Here is a 24436-nt window from a genome sequence, read left to right as displayed (position 1 = left end):
TGCTTCCTTTCTCAAGGAAGTTAATTCTACATTCCGTTTAGGCGTCATTATCCGGAAAAAAGCCCTAAAACGAAGAAGGCCCCCGCTTTTCAGCAGGAGCCTTTTAACATCGTGATACTTGCTACGAGATACTATCTAAGGTCCACCACTTTCAAGCCTTTGTATTTGGCCCTGTTGAACACGAAGGTATTGGCGTCTACCGGGGTATTGGCCGTGAATTTGTTGATTTTGTAGGTGTAGCGGTTGCCGTTCTTGCGGAACATCTTCCAGGATTTCAGGGTATTGTCCTTTTTGCTGATGTGCAGCCGTACCTTGAATACCTGGTTGTCGCGGTCCTCAGGGGAAAGGTCAATCACGTGCACGGCCTCACCGCCTTCTTTCTCCTCGCCGGCATACACGTAGCGGTAGCCTTTCTTGTAAAGCGAGTAGATTTGGTTGGGCGTGAGTTCCTGCTCATCCGGGTCGTTGTCAGAGATGGTGACCTCACCCTCTTTCTTCATGATGGTCCAAATGGTGGCGCCGTTGTTGATGATTTCCTGCCCGGCTACGGCCAGACGGTATTTGTTTCCGGAAACGGTGATATCGCCGTTGATAGATTCTTTTGCTTTGGCGGATGGGCTTTCAATGGTTTGGGTGAACCCTACCTTGAAGGCGTTCATGGCCTGGTATTTCTTGCTCATGGCATCCAGAATCTTCTCTGCCTGGGGGTCTTTCTGCACATTCTGCGCCTGGGCAATCTGAACCACCGTCAGCAGGGCGAGCAGAAATGAAAAGTATCGTTTCATGGGTCTTTTTTTAAGTTAAGGTAACTGCAATTGTTTGCTTACGGTTGCATGTTATTCAATAACTGTTCCAAACTGTATTCATCCGGAATTAAAACTTCACGCGCCTTGCTGCCTTCAAACGGCCCCACCACGCCGGCGGCTTCCAATTGGTCAATCAGACGGCCAGCCCGGTTATAACCCAGTTTCAGGCGGCGCTGCAGCAAGGAGGTACTGCCCTGCTGGTGCGTAACCACAATACGGGCGGCCTCTTCAAACATCGCATCTTTGTTGCTGGGGTCAAACTCGGCTTTCTCGTTGCCACTCTCATCGCCCAGGAACTCAGGCAGCAGATAGGCATCTGAATACCCTTGCTGCTCACCAATGAAATCACAAATTCTATCTACTTCCGGGGTATCCACGAACGCGCATTGTACGCGAATCAGGTCTGAGCCTAGGGAAAACAGCATATCCCCCTGACCAATCAACTGGTCGGCGCCGCCGGTGTCCAGAATGGTGCGGGAGTCAATCTTAGACGTTACTTTGAAAGAGATACGCGCCGGAAAGTTGGCCTTGATGATACCCGTGATCACGTTCACTGATGGACGCTGGGTGGCCACCACCAGGTGAATCCCGATGGCGCGGGCCAGCTGCGCCAGACGCGCGATAGGCGTTTCCACCTCTTTTCCGGCGGTCATCATCAAGTCGGCTAACTCGTCAATTACCAGCACGATGTACGGCATGAACTTATGGCCTTTCTTGGGGTTCAGGCGGCGTTCCACAAACTTGAGGTTGTACTCCTTCAGGTTGCGGCAACCGGCGTCCTTGAGCAGATCATAGCGCTGGTCCATCTCCATACAGAGCGAGTTCAGTGTGTTCACCACTTTCTTGGTGTCGGTGATGATGGCCTCGTCGGTATCGGGGAGTTTGGCCAGGAAGTGGCGCTCAATCTTGTTGAACAAGGACAATTCCACCTTTTTAGGGTCTACCAGCACAAACTTCAACTGCGAAGGATGGCGCTTGTACAACAGCGAAGTTAGGATCGCATTCAGACCCACCGATTTACCCTGACCGGTGGCACCCGCCATAAGCAAGTGGGGCATTTTGGCCAAATCCGTGATGAAGACCTCGTTGGTGATGGTTTTACCGAAGGCGATGGGCAGTTCCATCTCGCTCTTCATAAACTTCTCAGTGCTCAGGATGGCCTTGATAGGCACCATCTCCTTTTTCTTGTTCGGCACCTCAATACCAATGGTTCCTTTACCCGGAATGGGCGCAATGATCCGGATTCCAAGGGCGGCCAAACTCAACGCGATATCATCTTCCAGACTCTTGATCTTAGAGATGCGCACACCGGCCTCCGGCACGATCTCGTACAGCGTCACGGTTGGCCCGATGGTGGCTTTGATGCTGGCGATACCGATGTTATAGTTACCAAGCGTCTCTACAATGCGGTCTTTGTTCGCTTCCAGTTCTTCCTTGGTTACCTGCACCTTCGCCACGCCGTAATCTGTGAGCAGGTCAATAGACGGGTATTGGTAGCGCGGCAAATCTAGGGTGGGATCATAGTTCTCGCTCACCTCCAGGTTGTCCACTTCCTCTTCCAAAGGCGCCAGGTTAGCAATGTCCAGCTCTACTTCCTCCTCTGGTTCTTCCAGCAGTACATCGTCCTGCTCTACTTCCAGGGCCAGCGGCACAGACGCTAGCGGCACGGAGGCTCTTGGTGTCACCGGCAATTCATTCACAGTGAACAAATCTTCCTGCGGCTCTTCTACTTCTTCGTCCTCAAATTCCTCGTCGTCCTGGTCATCATAGAACTCTTCGTCCTGTGATTGCTCGTCGTCAAAATCCTCCTCCTCTTCTTCCGGTTCGTCCTGTTTTACCAGAAAAGGGGCCGGAAACGCGGGTTCTTCCTCTTGCTCAAAGGTGCCGCTGGGATTGGTAAGGTGGTTCATGCCCGCAGAGGGCGAAGCGTACACGCCGGTTTCTGGTCTGGCCACAGCCGCCATGGCAGGCGCAGGAGCCGCTGTCTCTGTTTTAGGGAATCTTGGGCGGCCCAGCGTGGTGATATTGAAGAAGAACATGACAAAGGCAATGAGCGCAAAACCCATCAGAAGGCCGGTCCCCCAGCCCAAAAGGCTTTGCAGCCACAGGGCGGTCTCATAACCGATGCCACCGCTCATAAAGCCATAGGTATCAGTGGCCTGGTACAGGAGCACCAGGTAGCCGGCCGTTACGCAGCCCCACAGCAATCCGAAAAGGCACAAAGTCACCACCGAGGAAAGGGTGATGGCCGTGCGCCGGAAAACGATTTTATAGCCGATGTAGAACACCACCGGCACAAAGAAAAACGAGGCGACCCCGAACCAGCGGTTGATGAAGTAATCTGAGATCCAGGCGCCAAACAGGCCCAGCCAGTTCTCAGACTCCAGCCCGGCAGCTTTCATTTCCTCGGGCGTCACTGACTCCACAATGCTCTGGTCGGCGGTGCCGGTGAACAGGAAGGAGACAAACGCGATGGTGAGGTACAGCGAGGAAAGCAGGAAGAAAAACCCGATGAACAGCTGCAGCCGACGGTCTTTTAGAAAGTTGAAGGATAACTGGGGTTTGGGAAGCGACTTTCTGGGTTTGGCCTCTTTGGGGGCTCTGCTCTCACTCTTTCCCTTAGGTTCATTCTGAATCCTGGGCGCATTCTTAGGCCGCGGACCAGTCCCTACATCCCGTTTATATGTGTTCGTTGCCATGCTGTCTCCAAACTTCAAATCTACACTATTCCGTTCAATAAGCCTTGAACAAATTACCAGTATATGGTTTTCAAAATATAGTATTTACCTGAGTAACCGCTCATTAATCTGCCTGATCAATCCGGGGCCCTCGTAAATGAAACCGGTGTATAATTGTACCAAATCGGCCCCGGCCGAAAGTTTCTCCAGCGCGTCCTCGGGTGTCATGATGCCGCCCACGCCCACAATCCTGATCTCCTGGGGCAGTTGCTGCCGCAGGTAGCGGATGACCTGGGTAGAGGCGCTGGTCAGAGGTTTTCCGCTCAGCCCGCCAGCCCCAATCTCAGTAATTTTCTGGCCCGAGGTCTGCAGCCCTTCCCGACTGATGGTGGTATTGGTCCCGATGACGCCGGAAAGCTGGGTCTGGGCCGCTATTTCCACAATATCATCCAGCTGCGCCTGGTTCAGGTCTGGCGCTATTTTCAAGAGCAGGGGTTTAGGCCTGGCTTTGCCCTGATTGCGGTTCTGCAGGTTGCTCAACAGATCACGCAGCGGCTCTTTTTCCTGTAACGCACGCAGATCAGGCGTATTGGGCGAGCTCACGTTCACCACAAAATAATCTACCACGTCATACAGGGCATCAAAACAGTAGAGGTAATCCTGTAGGGCCTGCTCATTGGGGGTGACCTTGTTCTTGCCGATGTTGCCGCCCACGATCACGTTGCTCTTGCGGCTGCGCAGCCGCTCCACGGCCTGGTCCACGCCCTCGTTGTTGAAGCCCATGCGGTTGATGATGGCGCCGTCCTGCGGCAGGCGGAACAGACGCGGCCTGGGGTTGCCCGTCTGCGCCTTGGGCGTAAGCGTGCCAATCTCAATGAACCCGAAACCCAGCTCGGCATACTCGTCAATCATGCGGGCGTCTTTGTCAAAACCAGCCGCTAAACCCACCGGGTTAGGGAAGGTAAGCCCGAAGACTTTTCTTTCCAGCCGTTTATCTGAAACCTGGAACACGCTCCGGCTGATGGATTTGGCCAGCGGCAGCTGAAAACCGGTCTTCAGCGCGGAGGTGGTAAGGTGGTGCACCTGCTCGGGGTCTAACTGAAAAAGTAACGGACGGATGATTTTTTTGTACACGGCAAAAGTGGTTTAGGCAAAGATAAAAAATAGCCTGCTACCGCCTTCAATTAAATGCGCTTATCTGCCCCGGCGCTTTCTGCCCCAAATTCCAAAACAAGACCAAATCCAGAGTAGTTGGACTTAACTTATTCAAACCTCTTCCCTTTCCTTGGCCAGATACTAACCCGAAGCACTGCTTTAGGGCTATTTTCCTGAAAATGGCTTTAAAACGATGGAACAACACTTTTAGGACTATTCGGGAGAACCTCTACCAGACCTTGGACCCTCCTTGCCGGACCTCGTTTTATACTTGATTTTTCAGGCCCTTATTCAAAGGAAAATCGCTTGAAAGGCACGGCTTTTGCTTTTCTGAAAGCGTACCTAAACGGCTTGAAGATGATTGAGACTTGGAACCCCAGATTAGAGGTTGTCTGGACCGCTGACGACAAAGTGGTATTGGATACCGCGGTCCTGCTGAGCCAGAACGTGAACCAGGCCTCCTATGTATCTGAGGTGCTTTTGTTTCTGTACCAGCACTCCGCCGCCGATGTGATCATGATTTGCCAGAAATCCGGCACGGGGGACGACATGAAGATTCTGCGCATTCTACACCAGGGACAGGTGCTTCCGGTAAATGCCTCTTACCCCATAGAGGGCACGCCCTGTGCCAATGTGACCCGCCACGGGGTGCTGTATTTTGCCTCGGGGGTGAAAGACCGCTTTCCAATGGATAATTATTTGCGGGAGTACGGGATTGACAGTTACTTTGGGGCACCATTTATGAACTCCTCTGATGAACTGATGGGTGTAGTGGCACTGTTGCATAAGAAATCACTCCCAAACCCACACCTTTTGGAATTACTGCTCACCATTCTTTCCCCCTCGCTGGAGTCTCTCCTGGAAAGACTTGCTCCCCAGGCCACCGCATGAGTGCAAGCAAGAAATGTCCCCATTGCGGCCAATGGTCTGGCTGGCACCACAACGCCACAGACCGGTGCGAACATTGCCAGGGTTTGCTGGACCCAGGAGCCTTTGACCGACAGCAGGCTCAGGTAGCGCGGCAGGCCGAAGAGAAAAAGCACTTCACGGTAGAATTTATCCAGATTGATCCCAAAGACCCGCCTTTCACCAAGTTTTACAAAAGCATCGGTTTGGGCTTCCAGATAGCCTTTGTCAGCATCGTCTCCTTTATTCTATGGCTTCTAGCGTTGTTGGCCGGTTAAACTGGGCTACTTTTTCGCCCTTGTTCTGCGCGCTGGCTGCCATTTACCTCGCGCACCGCACCATAGCTTGGCTTCAATTGCCCCGGGCCTACTGGATCCGGTTTTACCTGGATGACCTCCTCTGCCTACCTCTCCTGCTCACGGTCACCTTGTTTCTGATGCGGATGCTGTACGGCCCGCAGGTACGGTTCACCAAATATCACATCGGGTTTGTGGTGGTGTATGTCTCCCTGGTCTTCGAACTGATCTTACCCCGATTCATGCCGCGCTATACCGGTGATCTGCTGGATGGGGCCCTCTATGCCATAGGCGGCTGGTTTTTCCATCGGTTCCTGAACAAATAAGCCTCCACCTACTTTAGGCCCGATTTCCCAAAAAGCCGCTCCAAACGCTGCAGCTTTCCTAACCTGCCCGCACGCTTGCGTATAAGTAGGGCAATGCAGGAAAAAGGCACTATTTACATCGGCACCTCGGGTTGGCATTACAACCATTGGAAAGGCAATTTCTACCCGCCGGGCGTCACCGCCAAGCAGTTCACCGAGTATTACCTCCGCTTCTTCCGGACGGTGGAGATCAACAACTCCTTTTACCGGCTGCCCTCCGCAGAGACCTTTGCCGCCTGGCGCACCAGCGTGCCCCCAGATTTCCTGTTCGCCGTGAAGGCCAGCCGGTTTATCACGCACATGAAAAAGCTGAAGGACCCGCAGCAGAGCCTGGCGCAGTTCCTAGGCAATGCGCAGGCGCTAGAGGAAAAGTTAGGCCCCATTTTGTTTCAGTTGCCACCGGCCTGGAAGCTGAACCTGGAAAGATTTCAGAATTTCCTCAAAGCCCTGCCGCCCTATCACCGCTATACCTTTGAGTTCCGGGACCAAAGCTGGTACCATCCCGACGTAAACGCTTTGCTGGAGCAATACAACTGCGCTTTCTGCATCTATGACCTGGGCGGCCACCTTTCGCCCCTGGAAGTCACCGCCGATTTCGTGTACGTGCGCCTCCACGGCCCCGAGGGAAAATACGCCGGAAGCTACTCAGAAGAGACACTACAGCACTGGGCGACCCATTGCCGCACCTGGGCTGATCAAGGCAAAGATGTGTTTGTGTATTTTGATAATGACATTGGGAGCCACGCGCCTTTCAACGCCATCAGGCTGCAGGAACTGGTAAAAAAAAACAGCTAACAGTTTTTAGGCCGTTAGCTGCGTTCTCTTATGCTTGCGTTGCGCCGATGGGTGGCACAAGTTCCCGTTCATAGTACACCAGATCGGGGTGAGAGGGTTTGTCCGCCACCGTGCAGTAATACACGCGTTTGGCGTACCGTCTTATGGTTAACCTTACGGTAGGATTTACTTTGGCGAATACGGCTGAGCCCTGGGGATATAGATTTTCCATCATCTTTAAAGATACGGATAACCTAGGGACTTCACCGGAATATCTTTTCTGCCAGGGAAAAAAGACTTCCTCAGGTCCCAGTATTGATCTGTCCAACCTTTGCGGCCGCTTCTCCCTTAGGAAGAATGCCTGACCAGCAGGTAGGTTGTGGCCAAAATGGCGTTTTGCCGGGTCCCTTCGTCTACCCCGGGACTCAACTGGGTAGACACCATCTGTATCTCAAACCCGTTTTCCAGGAATTGCGCCACCTGGCTGGTGGTATCGTTGGAAGATATCTGGTTGTTGCCAGGCTTCGGGTATTCCACCCTGCTTAAAACCGTTATGACCCGCTGCTCCATAGAACCAATTCTTAGTGAATGGGGCAAAGCTACGGAATAGCGGCAGAACCGCTTGTATTATCTTCTTGCCCCCTTCTGAAAAACAGCCCAGAAACAACCATTTGCAATTCACAATCACCAACTAACCCCGCGGCTCCAGCCCGTAGGCTTGTGCCAGCAGCTCATAGCTGCGCAGGCGATCTTTAAAGTCATAGGTGATGGTGACGACCACAATCTCGTCCACGTTGTAGGCTTCGGCCAGGGCGTCTAGTTTGGCTTTGACCTGGTCTGGGGTACCGGCTACCATGCGTTGGCGGTTGTATTGGATATGCGCCAGTTCGCTTTCCTCCAGGTCTTCATAGAACGCTCTGGCTTTCTCCAGTGAGGGCACACCGGCGGCTTTGCCTTGCCGGATGTGCAGCATGAGCATGTCCATGGAAAGCTGCAGTTCCTCGGCTTTCTCCACGGTATCGGCGCAGAGCACGAAGATCCCGAAGTTACCGGCAGGTTTCTTGAGCATCGCCGAGGGCGTGAACCGGGTCTGGTAGTTGTGCATCATCTCAGGGCCGCCGTTGGGATTGATGAAGTGTGCGAAAGAGAAACCCATCCCGAAGTGGGCCGCAAACACGCCGCTTTGGCCGCTGGAACTCAATAGCCAGCACTCCGGCGTGGTAGCTGAACGGGGTGTCACCTTCACCTCGGCAGCCTCAGAGCCGTTGAGACCGTCCTGCAGGTAGCGGTCCAGGTCAATAAGTTGCGTCACAAAATCCTGCTCGTTGAATTGGTTGTAGGGATTGAGCAGGGCCGCGGTTTTGCGGTCGGTGCCGGGAGCCCGGCCAATGCCCAGGTCAATGCGGTTGGGGTACAGGGCCTCAAGTAGGCGGAAGTTCTGGGCTACCTTGAGAGCGCTGTAGTGGGGCAGCATTACGCCGCCCGAGCCCACGCGCAGATGTTGCGTATGCGCCGCCAGATAGGGAATCAATACCTCCGGTGATGGACCCGCCAGGCCCAGGGAGTTGTGGTGCTCAGATACCCAATAGCGCGTGTAGCCCAATCTATCGGCCAGTTTGGCCAGTTCCAGCGTTTCCTGCAGCGCCTGCTCGGCGGTGCCGCCTTCCCGCACCGGCGACTGGTCCAGCACACTCAATTTTATCTTTCTAGCTTCTTTCATCTGCGTCGGTTGGGTTTCAAAGAGGCTTCCAAAGGATGCCGATATTGGGCTTTGCCTCTGTTTTACGGCCAATTTGTGTAAACTGACCCAAAAACGGTGAAACCTTGGCAGTATCCTTGAGGTAAGCATAGCCTTTGCCGCAGTTTATACGTTCTTAGCGCATGCCCTTTTTCAATTCTTATTTCGGAAGCTTCTCAGATTGGATCAACAGCCGGCGCAAGCGCTGGATTGCCCGCCATGGGCAGAAGCTGAGTCTGACCTATTGGCGATCTCTGGACCGGAAGGGCTGGCTCCGCATTCTAAGCAAATTCGTGCTGGTCATTCTGCTGTTGCTGTTTATATTCTACCTGGCCGTGTACTTCGGGGTGTTTGGGTGGCTACCTACCAAGCGCCAGCTCAAAGCCGTGCAGAACAACATGCCCTCTGAGGTCTACACCGCCGACAGCGTGCTCATTGGCCGCTACTTTATCCAGGACCGCACCAACGTGGCCTACGACAAGATTGCCGAGCCCGCCATCAAGGCCCTCATCGCCACCGAGGACGTGCGGTTCTACGAGCACGATGGTGTGGATTACCGAAGCCTGGCCCGCGTGCTCATTAAAAGTCTGCTCCTGCAGGAAGAAAGCTCCGGCGGGGGCAGTACCCTCAGTCAACAGCTAGCCAAAAACCTGTTCCCGCGCAAAAGCCTGGGGTACCTTTCCATGCCCGTGAACAAGCTGCGCGAAGCCATTCTGGCCCGCCGTTTTGAGGCCATTTACACCAAAGAAGAGATATTGGGGCTGTACCTGAACACCGTGCCAATGGGCGGCAACGTGTACGGGATTGAATCGGCGGCGCGGCGTTTCTTCAACACTTCGGCAGACTCGCTCAAGACCGAAGAGGCCGCCGTGCTTATAGGTCTGCTCAAGGGCACTACCTTTTACCATCCCAAGCTGTACCCCGACCGTTCTTTGCAGCGGCGCAACGTGGTGCTGGCCCAGATGGCCAAATACGGCTATCTCACTCCGGCCCAGAAAGATTCTTTGCAGAAGCTACCGCTTAAACTCAGATATAACCCTTACTCCCACCACAGCGGCCTGGCCGCCTATTTCAGGGAACACCTGCGTGAGGAGTTGGGCCATTGGGCAGCCCAGCAGAAAGACGCTGAAGGGGAGCCTTACAACCTCTACACCGATGGCCTCAAAATCTACACCACCATTGACAGCCGCATGCAGCGTCACGCCGAACTGGCCCTGCGGCAGCGTATGAAGGCCCTGCAAATAGATTTTGACAAGCACTGGGCCAAAAAGGCCCCTTGGTCGGGCCAACCCGATATCCTGAAAGCAGCCAAAGAACGGTCGCTCCGGTACCGTCGCCACAAAGCGGCAGGTCTCTCTGAGGACGAAATCACCGAGATCTTCAACACGCCACGCAAGATGAAGGTGTTCCGCTGGCGCGGCGAGGTCACCCGCACCATGAGCCCCATGGACTCTTTGCGCCACTACTTACGCTATCTCAACGCCGGCTTTGTAGCCATGGAACCCAACAGCGGCTACGTGCGGGCGTGGGTAGGCGGCATCAGCCATAATTACTTCCAGTACGACCACGTGCGCTCGCGCCGGCAGGTGGGCTCCACGTTCAAGCCCTTGGTGTACGCCACGGCTCTGGAAAAAGGCATTGCCCCTTGCTCCTACTTCTCAAATGACCGCCGCGTCTTCCCCGAGTATGAGAACTGGTCACCCCGAAACGCAGATGAGCAGTATGGTGGATCTTACTCCATGCTGGGCGCTCTCACGCATTCCATCAACACGGTATCAGTGAACGTGGCGCTGCAGGCAGGTTTGCCCAGCGTGATTCAGACGGCGCATAGCCTGGGGATCTCCGGTGAACTGCCCTCTACGCCCTCCCTGGCTCTGGGCACCGCCGATGCTAGCCTCCTGGAGATGGTGGCGGCCTACGCGGCGCTGGCCAACGGTGGCTATCAGATCAAGCCCCGCTACCTCCTCCGCATCACCAATCGGCAAGGCACCGTCCTCTTGGACCAGACCAATTCCAACGGGCAAGGCCAGCACGTGCTCTCCAGCCAAACCACTGCTTTACTGCGGCCCATGCTGGAGAATGTGGTCAACGAGGGCACCGGCCGCCGCCTCCGCCGCGACTTCGGTCTGGGTATGGGCATCGCCGGCAAAACCGGCACCACCCAATCGCACGCCGATGGCTGGTTCATAGGCTTCACCCCTGATCTGGTGGCCGGGTCCTGGGTGGGCGGCGAGGACCGCCGCATCCGTTTTCGGGACCTGGAACAAGGCGGGGGCGCCAACACTGCCCTGCCAATCTGGGGCACCTTCTTCCAACGCCTGAGCCAGGACCGCGCCTTCCGCCGCTACGCCTATAGCCAGTTCGCCCCGTTGCCGCCGCACCTGCAGAGCTACCTTAACTGCCCACCTTATCAAGGCCCCGTAGTAGAGGCTCCTCCGGTAGTAGAGGAAGACAGAGGCATTGAGCGTTTTTTTAAACGCCTCTTCAAAGGCAAAAAGGACAAAAAGAACAAGGAGAAAGATCGCGAAAAGGACTGGCAGAAGAAGCTGGAGAAAGAACTGGAGAAAAGAAGGGAAAAAGGAAATGGACGCGGCCGTTGGGGAAGGGAGGATTAGATTTGGAGATTGGGAGATGCGGAGATATGAGGATGAACAAACTATACAAGGATTTGCTTCTCATCAAGTTAAACCGTGATTTTTCTCCAAGAACTTATTCTCCCCTTGAGGGGAGATAAAGAGGGGTATTTACACCTGCAAGTCACGCATTTCGTAAACCATCCCTGATGCCAAACAGGATCATTCCATATCGACCAGACCTCCGGGAGAAAGCAAAACAACTGCGCAACAAAAGCACGCTGGCGGAGGTGCTACTTTGGGAAGAGATCAAGAACCGGAAGCTTGGCTATCAATTCCACCGCCAAGTTCCGCTCCTTAACTATATCGTTGATTTCTATAGTCATGAACTGCAGTTGGCCATTGAGGTGGATGGTGACAGCCATAACTATAATTTTGACTATGATCAACAGAGAAGTCAGGAATTAGTAGCCTATGGAATCCGGGTACTGAGAATTGATGACTTAGAAGTAAAAAAGCAGAATCAGACTGAAGTCCAAGCAATTCTAAACTGGATTGATGAACATCAGCAGAAATAGCTCCCCTGTGTAAACACCCCTCTTTATCTCCCCTCAAGGGGAGAATCCCTCCTTAGTTGCCCATCAACTTTAAGTAAAAGGCTTATTCTTTTATCTAGAGAACTAGAAACAACCAGAAACAAAAACGCCTCACCTGTTTAAAACGGGTGAGGCGTTTTTGTTTGTATTCGTTTTCAGCCTGTTTTCTTTGAATCTGACTTAAAACTGCAATTAGGCTATGCTACTCTTTGGTTCTCTCCAGCGTGACTTTGGCTTTGTGGCAGATGCCGCCTAGCGGTGGGTTGAACTTGGAGACGCTTACTTTGACCTGCTGCACGAAGGGAAACTCCTGGTAAACACCTTCTATGATGCGGTGGCCCAGGTGCTCCAGGAGGCGGGCGGGTGAGCCCATTTCGTGGAGGACCAGTTTGTATAGTTTCTCATAGTTCACCGTCTCGTCCAGGTTATCAGAGGCGGCGGCGGCGTGCAGGTCCGTCTGGATGTAGAGGTCCACACCGTACTTGTTGCCTATTTTCTGCTCCTCGTCATAAAACCCGTGAAAGGCGAAAAACTCCATGCCTTCCAGTGCAATCTGCCCCATCTTTAAGGAGACTAGATTTCGTCAAAGAAAGAACCGCCGCCGGCAGCTACCGCAGGGGCAGGCTTGGCCTGGCTTGTTCCCGGAGGCTGCACCTCTGGTTTTTCGGGTAGCGGATTCTCACGCTCTGGCTCCGGTTCTGTCACAGGCGAAGGTGATGGGGCCGGCGGAATATCAGGTTTAGGCTCTTCTCTTCTGGGAGGATCAATAGACGGCGTTGGGATATGCGGCGGCACGATCTCGGGGGTACGAGGATGCACATCCGGGGCCGGATTGGGCGTATGCACCGGCGGGATAGTTCCTGGCGTTGCCGGGATAGACTCGCGGCTTCCACCGCCTCCTATTTCGTATCCGTCTGCCTGCGGTTGGTCTACAAAGGCTGAAACCGGCACATTGGCCTGCTTAGGCGTTGGGGTTACAGCGGGTATGGGGGTTGATGCAAATGCGTTCATGGCCGTGTCTTTTTCGTCATCGGGCCGCTGCGCTTTAATTTGAGCGGCTCTTTGTAAGATACTGGCAAGAGAGGCTTTAGGTTTTGACCTGGTTTTCTCTACCTTATCAAGGGCATCAGAAGCCAGGTTCTGCAGGTCGCGCACCATGTTCTCCAGGTAGTCTTCCAGGCGCAGGTAGTCCTGCTCCAGGCTCTTCACCTCGGCATGCATTTCTGCTACGGTTTTGTCGGCTTGCATGTAAGCACTTTCCAGCACGCTGCGGGCTTTCTGGCGGGCGGACTCCAGCACCTGATCGGCTTTGAGTTGGGCTTCACGTACTTGTAGATCAGCGGCTTTGGAGGCCTGCTCCACAATGCTGGTGCTGGTATCTTCGGCGGTCTTGAGGGTTTTGTAAAGTGATGATTCCACCTCACGCAGTTTCTGGACTTCGCGGCCGGCCACTTCCAACTTCACGCGCAGGTCTTTGTTTTCGTCTTGCAACTTCTCCCACTGCTGGGACAAGGTAAGTAAGAACGCCTGCACCTCTTCTTTATCCAAGCCCCTAAACGCCTTCTCAAACGTTTTCTGTCTGATTTCTAACGGAGTAATCTTCATATTTCCTTCAAGGTTAACGCCCAAACCGCAATGCTGCGGTCATCACTACACGAAACTAACTGATTCCAATGAGCCGACCAAAACAATTTGTTCACTGACGTACCGTGGCCGGCGTGGCGGGCTTTGTCAATCACTTTCAATAATTTGAAGGTCTGGGCATCCCATACCTTCACGCTTTTGTCCATGCTGCAGGTGGCAAAAAGCCGCCCGTTGGGGCTGAACGCGATGTGGTTCAGGGTGAACAGATGCGCGATAATGCTGGCGTGTTCCTGGTACCCGTTTTCCACGTCCCAGACCCGCAGATGGGCATCTCGGCTGCCGCTGAGCAGGTACTGGCCATCTGGCGTGTACGCCACCGTGAACACCGATCCGGTATGCCCCTCTAACGTCTTCTTTGCGCTGAACGTCTCCTGGTCCAGAATTAAAATTCTGAAGTCACTCAGGCCTAGCGCCAGTTCTGGTTTCTCAGGGTGCACCGCTACGCAGCGCACGCTTTTCTCCCCAAACAGCAAAACCTTGACTACTTGTAACTTCTCAAGATCTACCACCACCAGAGAACCATCACCCAGGGCCAGGTAGGCCTGTTGGCGCTCCCAGGAATACTGGATATCAAAGATGGCGGCCGGCGGCAAAGGAATGGTTTTCACGATGGCTTTCATGGCTAGGTCCAGGATCTCAAGGCTGTTGTGGTTGTGGCCAATGAGGAGCCAGTTTTTCTCGTGCAAGTATTTGAGCGCGTACACGCTGGAACTCACCCGGGCCACCAGTTCGCCGTGCTCGGGGTTGGTCAAATCCCACTGCACCACCATGCCATCGGCCCCGGCCGAGAAAAACTTCTGGGGCTCAGGCGCGCGTTCCAGGGTGTAAACACAGTCGCGGTGACCGGTGAGGGTGGTGATTTTCTGAACCTGGAAGGGACTGGCCATGGCGTGCGGGAAAAGGGACGAAAGCTATTTTTGCCTAAATTTACCAAAATCAGCCTGAAAACAGTTTCCGCCCATTTGCCCCTATGCCCCTTTTCCAGCACAAACCCGTCTCTTTTGCTTCACTACTAGGCCTTTGGCGAATAGAGGAATCCATAGAAGAATTGCGGGCGCAACTGCTTTCCATGCGGCCAGACCATGAAATCCCGGCGTTCAAACCCGAAACCCGTACAAAGGAATGGTTGGCGGCGCGCGTCCTGGCGTACAAGTTGCTGGAAAAACTAGAGGCCCCGGAGATGTATCTGCAGACCCAGGAAACAGGCGGTCCCATCTGTACAGACGATGCCTGGCACGTATCACTCACCCACTCGGGGCCGTGGGTGGGCGCGCTGGTTTCCTGCGCGCACCAAGTTGGCATAGATATTGAAATGATAGGCAGTAAAGCGCCGCGGCTGGCCCCGCGCTTCCTGAACGAGGAAGAATTGGCCGCCGCCGCAGAAGACCCGGAAAAAGTGCACCTTTACTGGAGCGCCAAAGAAACGCTCTACAAAGTGTACCGCAACCGTAAGCTTGATTTCCAGGAGAATCTGCGCTTGCAGGACTTTGAAAGAAAACCAGCAGGCGCCTTCGCCGGAAGGGTGGTCACCGATACGTTTGACCAAAGCTACGAGGTGCATTACGAAATGCACCCGGATTTTGTGCTCACGTATGTGCTGGGGCCCAGATAGTAAAAGTGGCTCTCTGCGCATTATGATAAGCCCAGAGGCCTTAAACCAAGAAACTATGAAAACATATTTTACATTACTCGTGGCGCTGCTGTTGAGCGGCGCGGCCTTTGCCCAAAGCGGATACCGGATTGGCTCCAAAGTAGACAACTTCACCCTGAAGGATGCCCAGAACCAGGCTGTGGAGCTGTCTAACTTCAAAGATGCGCCCTTGCTGGTGGTGGTGTTCACCAGCGTGAACTGCCCTTACGCCAAACTTTACGAAAACCGCCTGCAGAACCTCGCCCAGAGCTATGCCGGCAAAGGCACCCGGTTTGTGTACGTGAATACCAACATTGGTCTGGAGGAAGGCGGACAGGCCGCCAAACCGCAACCAGATCGCCCCAGCACCGAAAAATTCCCTTACCTCATTGACGAAGGGCAGCAACTGAGCAAGCAGTTTGGGGCCACCAAAGCACCCGAGGTATTTGTGCTACAGAACTCCGCTGATGGATTCTACCTCCGCTACAAAGGCGCCATTGATGACAATCCGCAGGCCGAGAACTTCGTAAAGCAGCGCCACCTGGCCACCGCCCTGGATGCTCTCTTGGCCGGCCGTTCCGTGGCCAGTTCAGAGAACCGGGCCACCGGCTGCTCCATTAAGCGTTTCTAAGAGCATGCTGTTTTAGGCTTGCTTTTCAAAAAATGGCCCCTAAACAGAAACCCGACCTAAAGCCTGCCCTTTCTGTGGCAGGCTTTTCCATTTGCCTTGGAAACTGCCGTCTGTACAGGGAGCTTCTGTAATATCGCCCGCCGTTGTTGGTGTTATCACCAACAACTCCAACTGCGGTCAGGAATCAAATAGGGCAACCACAAGGGATTGCCCCTACAGGATATCAAGACCTTGGTTAACGGAAAGCGGCTTAGAAAGGAAATCCCCTCCTGAGAGTGGCAGGGGTGGGTTTACGATTTGCGCGCCTTTTTCAGAAAACAGCCCCAAAACCAGACTTCTAAGATTCCGCAGCTTTACCTTTGCCATTCTTAATTCCTAATTCTAAATTCCTAATTAAAGACATGGATTTCCTGGACCCAGACCTGCACGCGTACTCAGAGGCCCATACTACGCCAGAGACGCCACTCCTTCACCGGCTGAACCGCGAGACGCACCTGAACGTGATGAAACCGCGCATGCTCTCGGGGCATTTGCAGGGGCGTACGCTGGCCATGTTCTCGCAGATGATGCGCCCTCGCCGCATTCTGGAAATAGGCACGTACACGGGTTACTCAGCGCTTTGCCTGGCCGAGGGGCTGGCCGAAGACGGCGTGCTGCATACCATTGACGTGAACGATGAATTGGAAGACATGGTCCGGAAGTACATCTCAGAGGCGGGATTGGAGGAGAAGATCCAGCTGCACATAGGGCAAGCTGCCGAGGTCATCCCCACCCTGGACGAGCAATGGGACCTGGTGTTCATCGATGCCGATAAGAAGAGCAACGGTCTGTATTTTGATATGGTCATAGACAGAGTGCGGCCGGGAGGCTTCATCCTCACGGACAATGTGCTCTGGAGCGGCAAAGTGGTAGAGAAATTCAGGCCCAAGCTGGATAAAGACACTGAGCTGGTACTGGACTTCAACCGCAAGGTGCACGAAGACCCGAGAGTGGAAAACCTGCTCCTGCCCATCCGAGACGGCATTCTGGTGGCCCGGAAAAAGTAATCCACAACTTGTGGACAAACCCGTGGAAAAGGGGGTGGATAAATTTTTACCTGCCCTTCCCTTCCATTCCCCTCCCAAAATCACCTACTTTGTATAGAACCTAGTGTTACAACTGGTTACCGGATAGCCACTTATACCGCCGTAATTCCAGTTTTACAAGAACATAGGTTTTCTCCTATTCTTTTACCAATCCCCACGATAATCAGATGAAAAAATCATTATCGCTCCTGTTACTCAGCCTGTTATGCTGGGTGGCGCAAGCCCAAAGCCCGGTAGTTCCCAACAATATGTACTTCGCAGACATCCACCTGCAGATTCAGGAGGGTGCCCGCACCGAGATCCAGAAAGTAGTGGATGCCCTCACCAAGCACCCCGGCTACTTCCAGAAGAAAGTAGAACTGGCAGATGCCTATTTCCCGTTTGTGGAGCAGGCCCTGAAAGAAGAAGGCGTGCCCGCCGATTTCAAATACCTGGTTTTGCAGGAAAGCGGCCTGGTCTCTGACGCCGTGTCCACGTCCAACGCCGTGGGTTTCTGGCAGTTCAAGGAAGGATCGGCTACGGAACTGGGCATTAAGGTGAACAGCAACGTGGATGAGCGCAAGCACATCATCGCGTCCAGCCACGGCGCCGCCCGTTACATGCTGCGCAGCAATGCCTACTATAAAAACTGGTTCAACACCCTGCTTTCTTACTATCAGGGCCTCAACGGCACCAAAGCCCTCACCAAGACATCAGACATCGGGGTGAAGAAAATGGAGATCACGAGCCAGACAAACAAATACCTGCTCACCTTCCTGGCCCATAAAGTGGCCTATGAAAACGCCATCGGGAAGAACCCTAACCCTACTATCACGCTGCAGCCGGTAAAAGCCACGCCTGGCCAAACCCTGACTGAGATTGCGATGGCCGCCCAGGCGGATGCCGCCGAAGTGGAGCGCTACAACAAATGGCTCATGGCTTCCACCGTGCCCGCCGACAAAGAATACACCGTCATGGTGCCGTACGTATCCGGTGCCCAACGTCCGATACTGGCCCAAGCAGCCGGACCGGTGAGAAAATCCAGCACTTCGGCTAGAACCGCAACAGTAGGCAAGCCACAGGACAGCGTGAGCAGAATCAAAGGCTTTTTCCAGACCCTTAAGGCCAAGCTAAACAACACGTATGAGCCAAGATCGGTGGTATCGCAGCCCGGCGACACCAAAGAAATGCTGGCCCTGCAAGGGAACATCTCCACCGGCAAATTCCAGCGCGTGAACGACCTGCAAGCCACCGATGCCATTGTGGCCGGCAAACCGTACTACCTGCAAGCCAAACGTGGCAAAGCCAAAGACACCGAGTTCCACGTAGCGCAGCGCGGCGAGACCATGCACGACATCTCCCAGAAATACGCCATCAAGCTGAACAAGCTCTTGTCTAAAAACCGTATGCAGAAGGGCGAGAACCCAGAGCCAGGCCGCGTGGTTTGGCTGCAGGAAACCAGACCTAGCAGCATTCCGGTGGAGATAAGACCTTTGGAGGACGAAGCCGCCCCTGCTACTCCAGTAATGGCCCAGCAAACCACTGCAGCTTCTCAAGCAACTACCTCAACTTCAACTACTCCTAAAACCACCGCAACGACCACTAAGCCCGGCGCCATCAGTGTGGAAGTAGAGGATACCAGCGTGCCGCCTTATGTAAAGAAAACTCCTACGGACGAGGCACCTGCCGCCACCTATCCTGCCAAAACACCGGTTACCGCCAATAAACCAGCCCCAGCCATTGAGCGCAGAGCCCCTGAAGAAGCCGTGATTTCTGATGTAAAAGTCACCGCTGCCCAGCCTGCCCCTATGCCTACCCCGGCCACCGGCAAACACGTGGTAGAGAAAGGCGAGACCCTGTACTCCATTGCCCGCAAATACGGCATCCCGGTGAAAGACCTGCTGGCCTGGAATAACCTGGATGGCAGCGCACCGCTTGGATTGGGTGTAGAACTGACCCTGACCGGCACCACCACCTCGCCTGCCACTACTAACAGTACACCTGCCGCCGCTACAACGGCTGCTGCCCCTGCCACCATCACTGCTCCCGTGAAAGCAACTCCAGCCGCAACGAGCACTGCTTCAACCGCAGCAGAACATACCGTTGCCCCTGGCGAGACTTTGTATGCGATCTCCCGCAAGTACGGCGTATCAGTAGCGGATTTGCAGACCTGGAACAACCTGGGTACCGGTTCTATCGCCATCGGGCAGAAACTGGTAGTAGCCGCTCCTGCCGCCGCCCAGATCCAGACTGCTATGCCAACTGATAGCGCCACCGCTGCTCCTGCAACCGCTACCCAAACCATTACCCACAAAGTGGCCCCGGGCGAGTCTATGTATGGCATCTCCAAAAAATACGGCGTGACCATCCAGCAGATCCAGGAGTGGAACAACAAAACCGACTACAATGTGTCAGTAGGTGAGAACCTCGTGATCAAACCGAAACAATAAGGTACAAAACAGTCCTAAAACAGAAAGGCCCGCAAGATTGCGGGCCTTTCTGTTTTAGGACTGTTTTGTTGAAAACGGGTAATAATCATTATATGGAGTAGGTGAGGGTCTCCCCTTTAAAGTCAAATTTTTAGTTTTTATTGATAACACCAAAAACGGCGGGGAAAAGGCGAGGAATGTAAACCCATCCCTACCCCTCCAAGGAGGGGAATTTCGGGAATGCGTGTATCTTTTACCGTCTGTAGCACCATCTGCTCAAAAGACCTCGCAGCGTCCGGAGGTCCTGCGAGCGTCTGTGCCAATGACCGGTGTTTTGCAAAGGCACCTGTTAAGGGTGCCTATTCAGGTTGCCAATGGCTAATGCGCAGGACACGTGGAAGACAAGGCGAGCCTGGTCTCTACATTTTTTTGCGAACGTTGGGATTGACATGGTTGGCAGGCAAGCAAGGCAAGTGTGTTCTTGAGACTAACGCCTCACGGCAGTTGCAAACTGCCGGTCAAAGTAGGTCCAAGTCACAGACTTGAACCATGTCATAAATAGAAGACCTCACAGGTTTTGAAAACCTGTGAGGTCTGGGACGTTCCTGTAAACGCATTTTCTTTTCCAGCCTTTCGGTGAAGCGCCTTGTCAGGTTCCGGTGCCGTGAGGCATTGCGACTGAAAAGAGCAAAGGAAGCTGGCGCAGCGCGAGGCCGGAAGGCGGGGCCTCGCGGCCGTGAGCGCACGGAGCCCAGCGATGCAACAACCAAGCTCATAAACCCACGCAAACAGCAGCGCCACGCCTGCTAAAACGGACTACGAAAGCCCTAGAATCAGCAAAACTCTAATTGTGTAGATGCCGTCCTTAAAGGACAAATCTCTTCCAAAGAACGCTTCCGTTTAAAGCCTAAAACTCTAAAAAAGCACTTAAAACTTCACATCCTTCCCCCCTCCGGAGGAGAAGAAAGCCCAGACGCAGTCTGCAACCCATTGGCAATCTCAGGCAAAATACCCAACCGCTGGTAGATAGGCCGTACCAACTGCCGCGATCTGGGAAGACTCAAGATGAAAGGCACAATGCTCAAAAGGCAAATTATACCGCAGCCCAGTAAGGTATAGCTCACCCCAATCCGCTCCGCGAGCCAGCCGGCCAGGAGACTACCAATAGGCGCCATGCCCATAAAAGCCATGGAGTAGAAACTCATTACCCGGCCGCGTTTGTCTTCGTCCACAATGGTCTGGATAAGGGTGTTGCTGGAAGCCATCCGCAGGATCATACCCAAGCCCACCACAAAGATGCTGACCATGGCCAATAACAAGGTAGTGGTGAAGGCGAAAGCCGTCAGCCCGATACCAAACAGCACCGAGGCGAAGATGATGACGCGGGCCAGCCCCAGCACCGATTTGCGCGAGGCCAGGTACAGGGCACCGAGCAAAGCACCTACCCCGGAGGCACCCATCAGAAGGCCCAAAGTACTGGCGTTCCCGTGCAGGACATCGCGGGCGAAGGCGGGCATGAGTACTGTGAAAGGCATCCCGAAGAGGCTGAGCGTGGCAATGAGGAGCAGGATATCGCGGATGGGTGCAAACCCGAAGGCGTAGGTAAAGCCCTCTCGCAGGGATTTGAGCACCTGGGTGTCCTGTCGCTGCCGTTCCGCCTTGGGTACCCGCATCAACAGCAAGGAAGTCAGCACGGCCAGGTAACTGATGGCGTTGGCCAGGAAACACATCCCCTCACCTACCGTGGCAATGATTCCGCCGGCTACGGAAGGCCCTACTAGGCGCGCCATGTTGAACATGGAGGAATTAAGGGCGATGGCATTGCTCATATCCTCGCGTTTCTCCACCAACTGCACCACAAAAGATTGCCGCGCACTCATGTCAAACGCGTTCACAATGCCCGCAAAGACGCCCAGCATAAGAATGTAGTGGATGGTGACGGTGTTGGTGAGCACCAGCGTGGCCAGGGTGCTGGCTTCCAGCAGAAAGAGAAACTGCGTGAGCAGCAGCACCCTATGACGGTCAAATCGGTCTGAAATGACGCCCGCGAACGGCCCCAACAGAAAAGACGGAATCTGGTTCGCGAAACTGACCATGCCCAGGAGGAAAACGGAATCAGTGAGGCGGTAGACAAGCCAGCTCATGGCAATCTGCTGCATCCAGGTGCCAATAAGGGAGATACTTTGCCCCATAAAAAAGAGGCGGTAGTTGCGGTATTTCAGGGCCCGGAACATGCCGCCCAGGCGCGAAGGTTTATCGGTGGTGAGGGTTTCTTCCATGTAATCTCAGCCTTTGAGGCCGTGTCTGTGTACGAGAAGAACCTACCGCAGAGTTGAAATAATCAGGGTTAAATACAGGCCCGGAATCTGCTGTTTCAGGGCTTTTTCTAAAAGATCGCCGCTAAAAGGGAAATGGCTTCTAGCCCAGACTTTCACTTAATGCAAGCTGATTTTATGCCCAATGGGATGATGAAGCCCGGTAAGTAAGGCACCGTGAATCTTTTATTAAAAATACAGCTATTTAATCTTATCAGAATACCACACATCCGTATACCAAAAGGCTTAAGAATAAAGTCATTGCCTACATTTCACCTAAACTTTTGCGACCAATTATGGCTAAATCAAACATCGCCTCCGTCCCGGACTCAAAAATCACCAGAATTATTCCCAAGGGGAAACTATTAGCCATTGGCGGTAAAGAAAACAAAGGAGGTGGTCAGCCCAAAGACCAGGTCGAAAACATCAACTTTATTAGTGAGCAGATTCTGAAGCGCTTTGTAAATGAACTGAAGGGCGAGGATCCACTGGTGGTGGTCATCCCGACGGCCTCCCAGATTCCGGAAGAATCGGCGGAGGATTACGTGAAGCTGTTCAAGGAACTAGGAGCCAATAACGTGCAGGTAGCCGATATTCGGACCCGCCAGGATGCAAACAAACCAGAAATGGTGGAGATGATCAGGAACGCATCTGGGATCATGTTCACCGGCGGCGACCAACTTCGCCTGACGGCGCTTCTGGGCGGCACCGAGGTGCTGCGGTCCATGAAAGAGCGGTACATTACCACCAATATCATCATTGCGGGCACCAGCGCCGGCGCCACTGCCATGTCTACGCCCATGATCTACGAGGGAGAATCGCAGGGTGGGTATATCAAAGGCGATGTGCGCCTCACCACCGGCCTGGAGCTACTCAAGAACGTTGCCATTGACACGCACTTTCTTACCCGGGGCCGCATTGTGCGCATGACCCAAGCCATCTGCACCAACCCAGAGTGTATAGGCATTGGCCTGGAAGAAGACACCGCCATCCTGGTCACTGACGGAGGCCACGTAGAAGTAGTGGGCAGCGGCCTGGTAACGGTAGTAGACGGCATGGGCATCACGGAAACCAACATCTATGAGATAGCCAACGGCCAGCCTTTCACGGCCAAAGGCCTGAAGGTGCACTTGCTGGGCGATGAAGACAAATACATAATTCCCGGGTACCAAAGAGTTCAGGTACAGTAAAAAAGAAACCTGTTCCAGGGCCGATTATGGAAAAACAGCTCCGGAACAGGTTGCTTTCGTTTTCTTGGTGCAGCGCCAAGGCCGTGGCAGCAGGAGATTTTTGTGCTCTTCTGCCGCAAATATTAGGTTGATTATCAGCAGCGAACCAACAAAGTACTGGCCGCTGGAAAAGGGCTAGAGAATGTAGAAACGGGCCACATGGTCCTGCGGCTTAGGCGCCTCTACCTCACTGTATTCGCGCATCATCTGTTTCAGGTCACGGTCAATGGTCTGGGCGATGGAAGTCACAGGGGTATCAGTGGGCTTGTTCTCAAACGGATCCTGCAAGTGGATGGCCATCTTCTCAATGAGCAGGAAAGAAGACGCCACAGCTACCACAAACGGCACCATCATCACGCCAAAATCATTGATCACCCCAAATGGCAGTAAGAGGATGAACAACAGCAGGGCCAGGTGCGTGTACAGGCTATAGGTAGCCGGGAAAACGGTCTTCTTGATGCGCTCGCAGCCTCCCATGGCGTTCACCAGGCGGGTAAGGGTGCCGTCCAGCTCCACCTGCTGGTATTTGTTTATCCAGCCCTCTTTGTAGGCCCGTCTGAGGTCTTCGCCGTGCAGTTGCATCAACCCGACGGGTTTGTTGGAGTACTCCTGCAGATACGCCAGCTGTTCTGGCAACAAAAGTTTCTCCATGTCTTTCACGGGGCAAAGGTCCCGCAACGACTGACCCAGGCTGTAGCACCAGGCAATCTGACGCTTCACAAACATCTCTTTGAAGTACAGCGCCTCCACGGAGTTATAGGGGGTGTCCACGAAGTTCAAAACCTGGCGGGTGAGGGTGCGGGAATCATTCACGATGGCGCCCCACAGCGTACGAGCCTCCCACCAGCGGTCATAGGCCTGGTTTGACCTGAACGCCAGCAACAACGACAATATGGTACCCAGCATGGTTGGCACCGCAATGGGAATGGAGATTCTGGTAAAATGCAGGTTCACATAAGCCACGGCTACTACCAGGGCGTATACAAAAACCATCAATACCTCTACTTTTATCTTCCCAAACACATATCTAATAGGGATATTCTTCTTCAGCAACATGGCATTTCATTAGGTAAAGGTGAAAAATTGAATTCCGGCGATGACGTGAAATCGCCTACCCGGCGTGCGCCAACACCTGCGTGGTTTCTGGTACCCGCGGCGCCACGGAAATAACCGGCAAACCGCATTTCTGCAGGAAAGGACTGGGGTCCTGGCTCAGTTTGCCCAAAGCCTGGTGCCGGAAGTTGGCTGGCACCGCGATGAAGCTGATCTCGTTGGCTTTGAGGAAATTCCGGAAGGCTGCCATGGTGGTACCGTAGAACCAGGTGTGTTCAATGGCCTGCACCAATCCTTCCTCCTGCTGCACTTGGCGGCAAAGGCGGGTAAAATGCGAGCAGATCAGCTCCTCCTCCTTGCTGCGGCGCGAGAGCATGAGCAACTCGGTGATGGAGCTGGATAACCCGAAGGCATGGAAGTAAATGACTTTGAGCGGCAGCCCCGGAAAAATCTCGGTGAGTTCAGAAAGGCAGTGGAGAGAGTCTGCCTTGAAGTTGGAAGGTATTAACACGTGGATCATGGCCGTAGGTAAATTTGCTTTTGATTTACCCAAA

Annotated in this window: 23 protein-coding genes; 11 read left to right on the top strand and 12 right to left on the bottom strand. The window is 53.8% G+C overall.

Annotated elements, in window-relative coordinates; genetic code table 11:
- Positions 1-131: 131 nt before the first annotated feature.
- The 3 genes from J3P35_RS07145 to J3P35_RS07135 all read right to left on the bottom strand — a co-directional run bounded on the left by J3P35_RS07145 (position 132) and on the right by J3P35_RS07135 (position 4618).
- Positions 132-785: a LolA family protein gene (locus J3P35_RS07145; protein ID WP_210463640.1), complete on the bottom strand. Its 654-nt coding sequence runs from the start codon at positions 783-785 to the stop codon at positions 132-134.
- A 38-nt stretch (positions 786-823) separates the two neighbouring features.
- Entirely contained in the window at positions 824-3505 is a 2682-nt protein-coding gene (locus tag J3P35_RS07140; protein ID WP_210463639.1) for a DNA translocase FtsK, read from the bottom strand.
- 84 nt (positions 3506-3589) lie between these two features.
- Positions 3590-4618 (bottom strand): quinone-dependent dihydroorotate dehydrogenase, encoded by a 1029-nt coding sequence (locus J3P35_RS07135; protein WP_210463638.1) that lies wholly within the window; start codon positions 4616-4618, stop codon positions 3590-3592.
- Positions 4619-4996: 378 nt separating this feature from the next.
- On the opposite strand from J3P35_RS07135, the gene J3P35_RS07130 reads away from it, so the two are divergent.
- The 4 genes from J3P35_RS07130 (at position 4997) to J3P35_RS07115 (ending at position 7001) form a co-directional block, all read left to right on the top strand.
- Positions 4997-5530 carry a GAF domain-containing protein gene (locus tag J3P35_RS07130; protein WP_210463637.1) on the top strand — a complete coding sequence of 178 codons (534 nt, stop codon included), beginning with the start codon at positions 4997-4999 and terminating at the stop codon, positions 5528-5530.
- Positions 5527-5823, top strand: a complete 297-nt coding sequence (locus J3P35_RS07125; protein ID WP_210463636.1) for a TFIIB-type zinc ribbon-containing protein — start codon at positions 5527-5529, stop codon at positions 5821-5823. The genes J3P35_RS07130 and J3P35_RS07125 overlap by 4 nt, the downstream gene beginning before the upstream one ends.
- Positions 5796-6167, top strand: coding sequence for a hypothetical protein (locus J3P35_RS07120; protein WP_210463635.1), 372 nt, complete (start codon positions 5796-5798; stop codon positions 6165-6167). The genes J3P35_RS07125 and J3P35_RS07120 overlap by 28 nt, the downstream gene beginning before the upstream one ends.
- A 75-nt stretch (positions 6168-6242) precedes the next feature.
- Entirely contained in the window at positions 6243-7001 is a 759-nt protein-coding gene (locus J3P35_RS07115) for a DUF72 domain-containing protein (protein WP_246850010.1), read from the top strand.
- Positions 7002-7029: 28 nt separating this feature from the next.
- Here J3P35_RS07115 and J3P35_RS07110 read toward each other — a convergent pair whose 3' ends face one another.
- From J3P35_RS07110 to J3P35_RS07100, 3 genes are all read right to left on the bottom strand, one after another.
- Positions 7030-7215: a hypothetical protein gene (locus J3P35_RS07110; RefSeq protein WP_210463634.1), complete on the bottom strand. Its 186-nt coding sequence runs from the start codon at positions 7213-7215 to the stop codon at positions 7030-7032.
- 113 nt (positions 7216-7328) lie between these two features.
- Positions 7329-7550, bottom strand: a complete 222-nt coding sequence (locus J3P35_RS07105) for a hypothetical protein (RefSeq protein WP_210463633.1) — start codon at positions 7548-7550, stop codon at positions 7329-7331.
- Between the two features lie 121 nt (positions 7551-7671).
- Entirely contained in the window at positions 7672-8700 is a 1029-nt protein-coding gene (locus J3P35_RS07100) for an LLM class flavin-dependent oxidoreductase (RefSeq protein ID WP_210463632.1), read from the bottom strand.
- Positions 8701-8861: 161 nt separating this feature from the next.
- Between J3P35_RS07100 and J3P35_RS07095 the strand changes: the two genes are divergently transcribed.
- Together J3P35_RS07095 and J3P35_RS07090 are read left to right on the top strand one after the other, a co-directional pair.
- Positions 8862-11333: a penicillin-binding protein 1A gene (locus J3P35_RS07095; protein WP_210463631.1), complete on the top strand. Its 2472-nt coding sequence runs from the start codon at positions 8862-8864 to the stop codon at positions 11331-11333.
- A gap of 167 nt (positions 11334-11500) precedes the next feature.
- Entirely contained in the window at positions 11501-11869 is a 369-nt protein-coding gene (locus J3P35_RS07090; RefSeq protein WP_210463630.1) for an endonuclease domain-containing protein, read from the top strand.
- 220 nt (positions 11870-12089) lie between these two features.
- Here the strand turns inward: J3P35_RS07090 and folB are convergent, their stop codons facing one another.
- The 3 genes from folB to J3P35_RS07075 are packed head-to-tail and all read right to left on the bottom strand — an operon-like array spanning position 12090 to position 14418.
- On the bottom strand, positions 12090-12449 hold the full coding sequence (folB, locus tag J3P35_RS07085) for a dihydroneopterin aldolase (RefSeq protein WP_210463629.1): 360 nt from the start codon (positions 12447-12449) through the stop codon (positions 12090-12092).
- Between the two features lie 11 nt (positions 12450-12460).
- Positions 12461-13492: a DivIVA domain-containing protein gene (locus J3P35_RS07080; RefSeq protein WP_210463628.1), complete on the bottom strand. Its 1032-nt coding sequence runs from the start codon at positions 13490-13492 to the stop codon at positions 12461-12463.
- Entirely contained in the window at positions 13489-14418 is a 930-nt protein-coding gene (locus J3P35_RS07075) for a WD40 repeat domain-containing protein (RefSeq protein WP_210463627.1), read from the bottom strand. Before J3P35_RS07075 ends, J3P35_RS07080 begins: the two co-directional genes overlap by 4 nt.
- Positions 14419-14501: 83 nt before the next feature.
- On the opposite strand from J3P35_RS07075, the gene J3P35_RS07070 reads away from it, so the two are divergent.
- The 4 genes from J3P35_RS07070 to J3P35_RS07055 all read left to right on the top strand — a co-directional run bounded on the left by J3P35_RS07070 (position 14502) and on the right by J3P35_RS07055 (position 19306).
- Positions 14502-15143: a 4'-phosphopantetheinyl transferase family protein gene (locus tag J3P35_RS07070; protein WP_210463626.1), complete on the top strand. Its 642-nt coding sequence runs from the start codon at positions 14502-14504 to the stop codon at positions 15141-15143.
- A 55-nt stretch (positions 15144-15198) separates the two neighbouring features.
- Positions 15199-15792: a redoxin family protein gene (locus J3P35_RS07065; protein WP_210463625.1), complete on the top strand. Its 594-nt coding sequence runs from the start codon at positions 15199-15201 to the stop codon at positions 15790-15792.
- A gap of 401 nt (positions 15793-16193) precedes the next feature.
- Entirely contained in the window at positions 16194-16838 is a 645-nt protein-coding gene (locus J3P35_RS07060; RefSeq protein ID WP_210463624.1) for an O-methyltransferase, read from the top strand.
- Positions 16839-17044: 206 nt separating this feature from the next.
- The gene (locus J3P35_RS07055) at positions 17045-19306 is read left to right on the top strand and encodes a LysM peptidoglycan-binding domain-containing protein (RefSeq protein WP_210463623.1); all 2262 of its coding nucleotides are present in this window, start codon (positions 17045-17047) and stop codon (positions 19304-19306) included.
- Between the two features lie 914 nt (positions 19307-20220).
- Here the strand turns inward: J3P35_RS07055 and J3P35_RS07050 are convergent.
- Entirely contained in the window at positions 20221-21564 is a 1344-nt protein-coding gene (locus J3P35_RS07050; protein ID WP_210463622.1) for an MFS transporter, read from the bottom strand.
- 332 nt (positions 21565-21896) lie between these two features.
- Here J3P35_RS07050 and J3P35_RS07045 point away from each other — a divergent pair, with 332 nt between their 5' ends.
- Positions 21897-22790, top strand: coding sequence for a cyanophycinase (locus J3P35_RS07045; protein WP_210463621.1), 894 nt, complete (start codon positions 21897-21899; stop codon positions 22788-22790).
- Positions 22791-22964: 174 nt separating this feature from the next.
- On the opposite strand, the gene J3P35_RS07040 is transcribed toward J3P35_RS07045, so the two are convergent.
- A complete protein-coding gene (locus J3P35_RS07040; protein WP_210463620.1) occupies positions 22965-23885 on the bottom strand; it encodes a bestrophin family protein in 921 nt (306 codons plus the stop codon).
- Between the two features lie 55 nt (positions 23886-23940).
- Complete coding sequence (locus J3P35_RS07035; protein WP_210463619.1) at positions 23941-24402, bottom strand: hypothetical protein; 462 nt, start codon at positions 24400-24402, stop codon at positions 23941-23943.
- Positions 24403-24436 lie beyond the last annotated feature (34 nt).

Source organism: Rufibacter roseolus (assembly GCF_017916365.1).
GTDB classification, from domain to species: domain Bacteria; phylum Bacteroidota; class Bacteroidia; order Cytophagales; family Hymenobacteraceae; genus Nibribacter; species Nibribacter roseolus.
The sequence above is the reverse complement of the archived record's forward strand: the minus strand, read 5'-3'. Positions and strand labels throughout refer to the sequence as shown.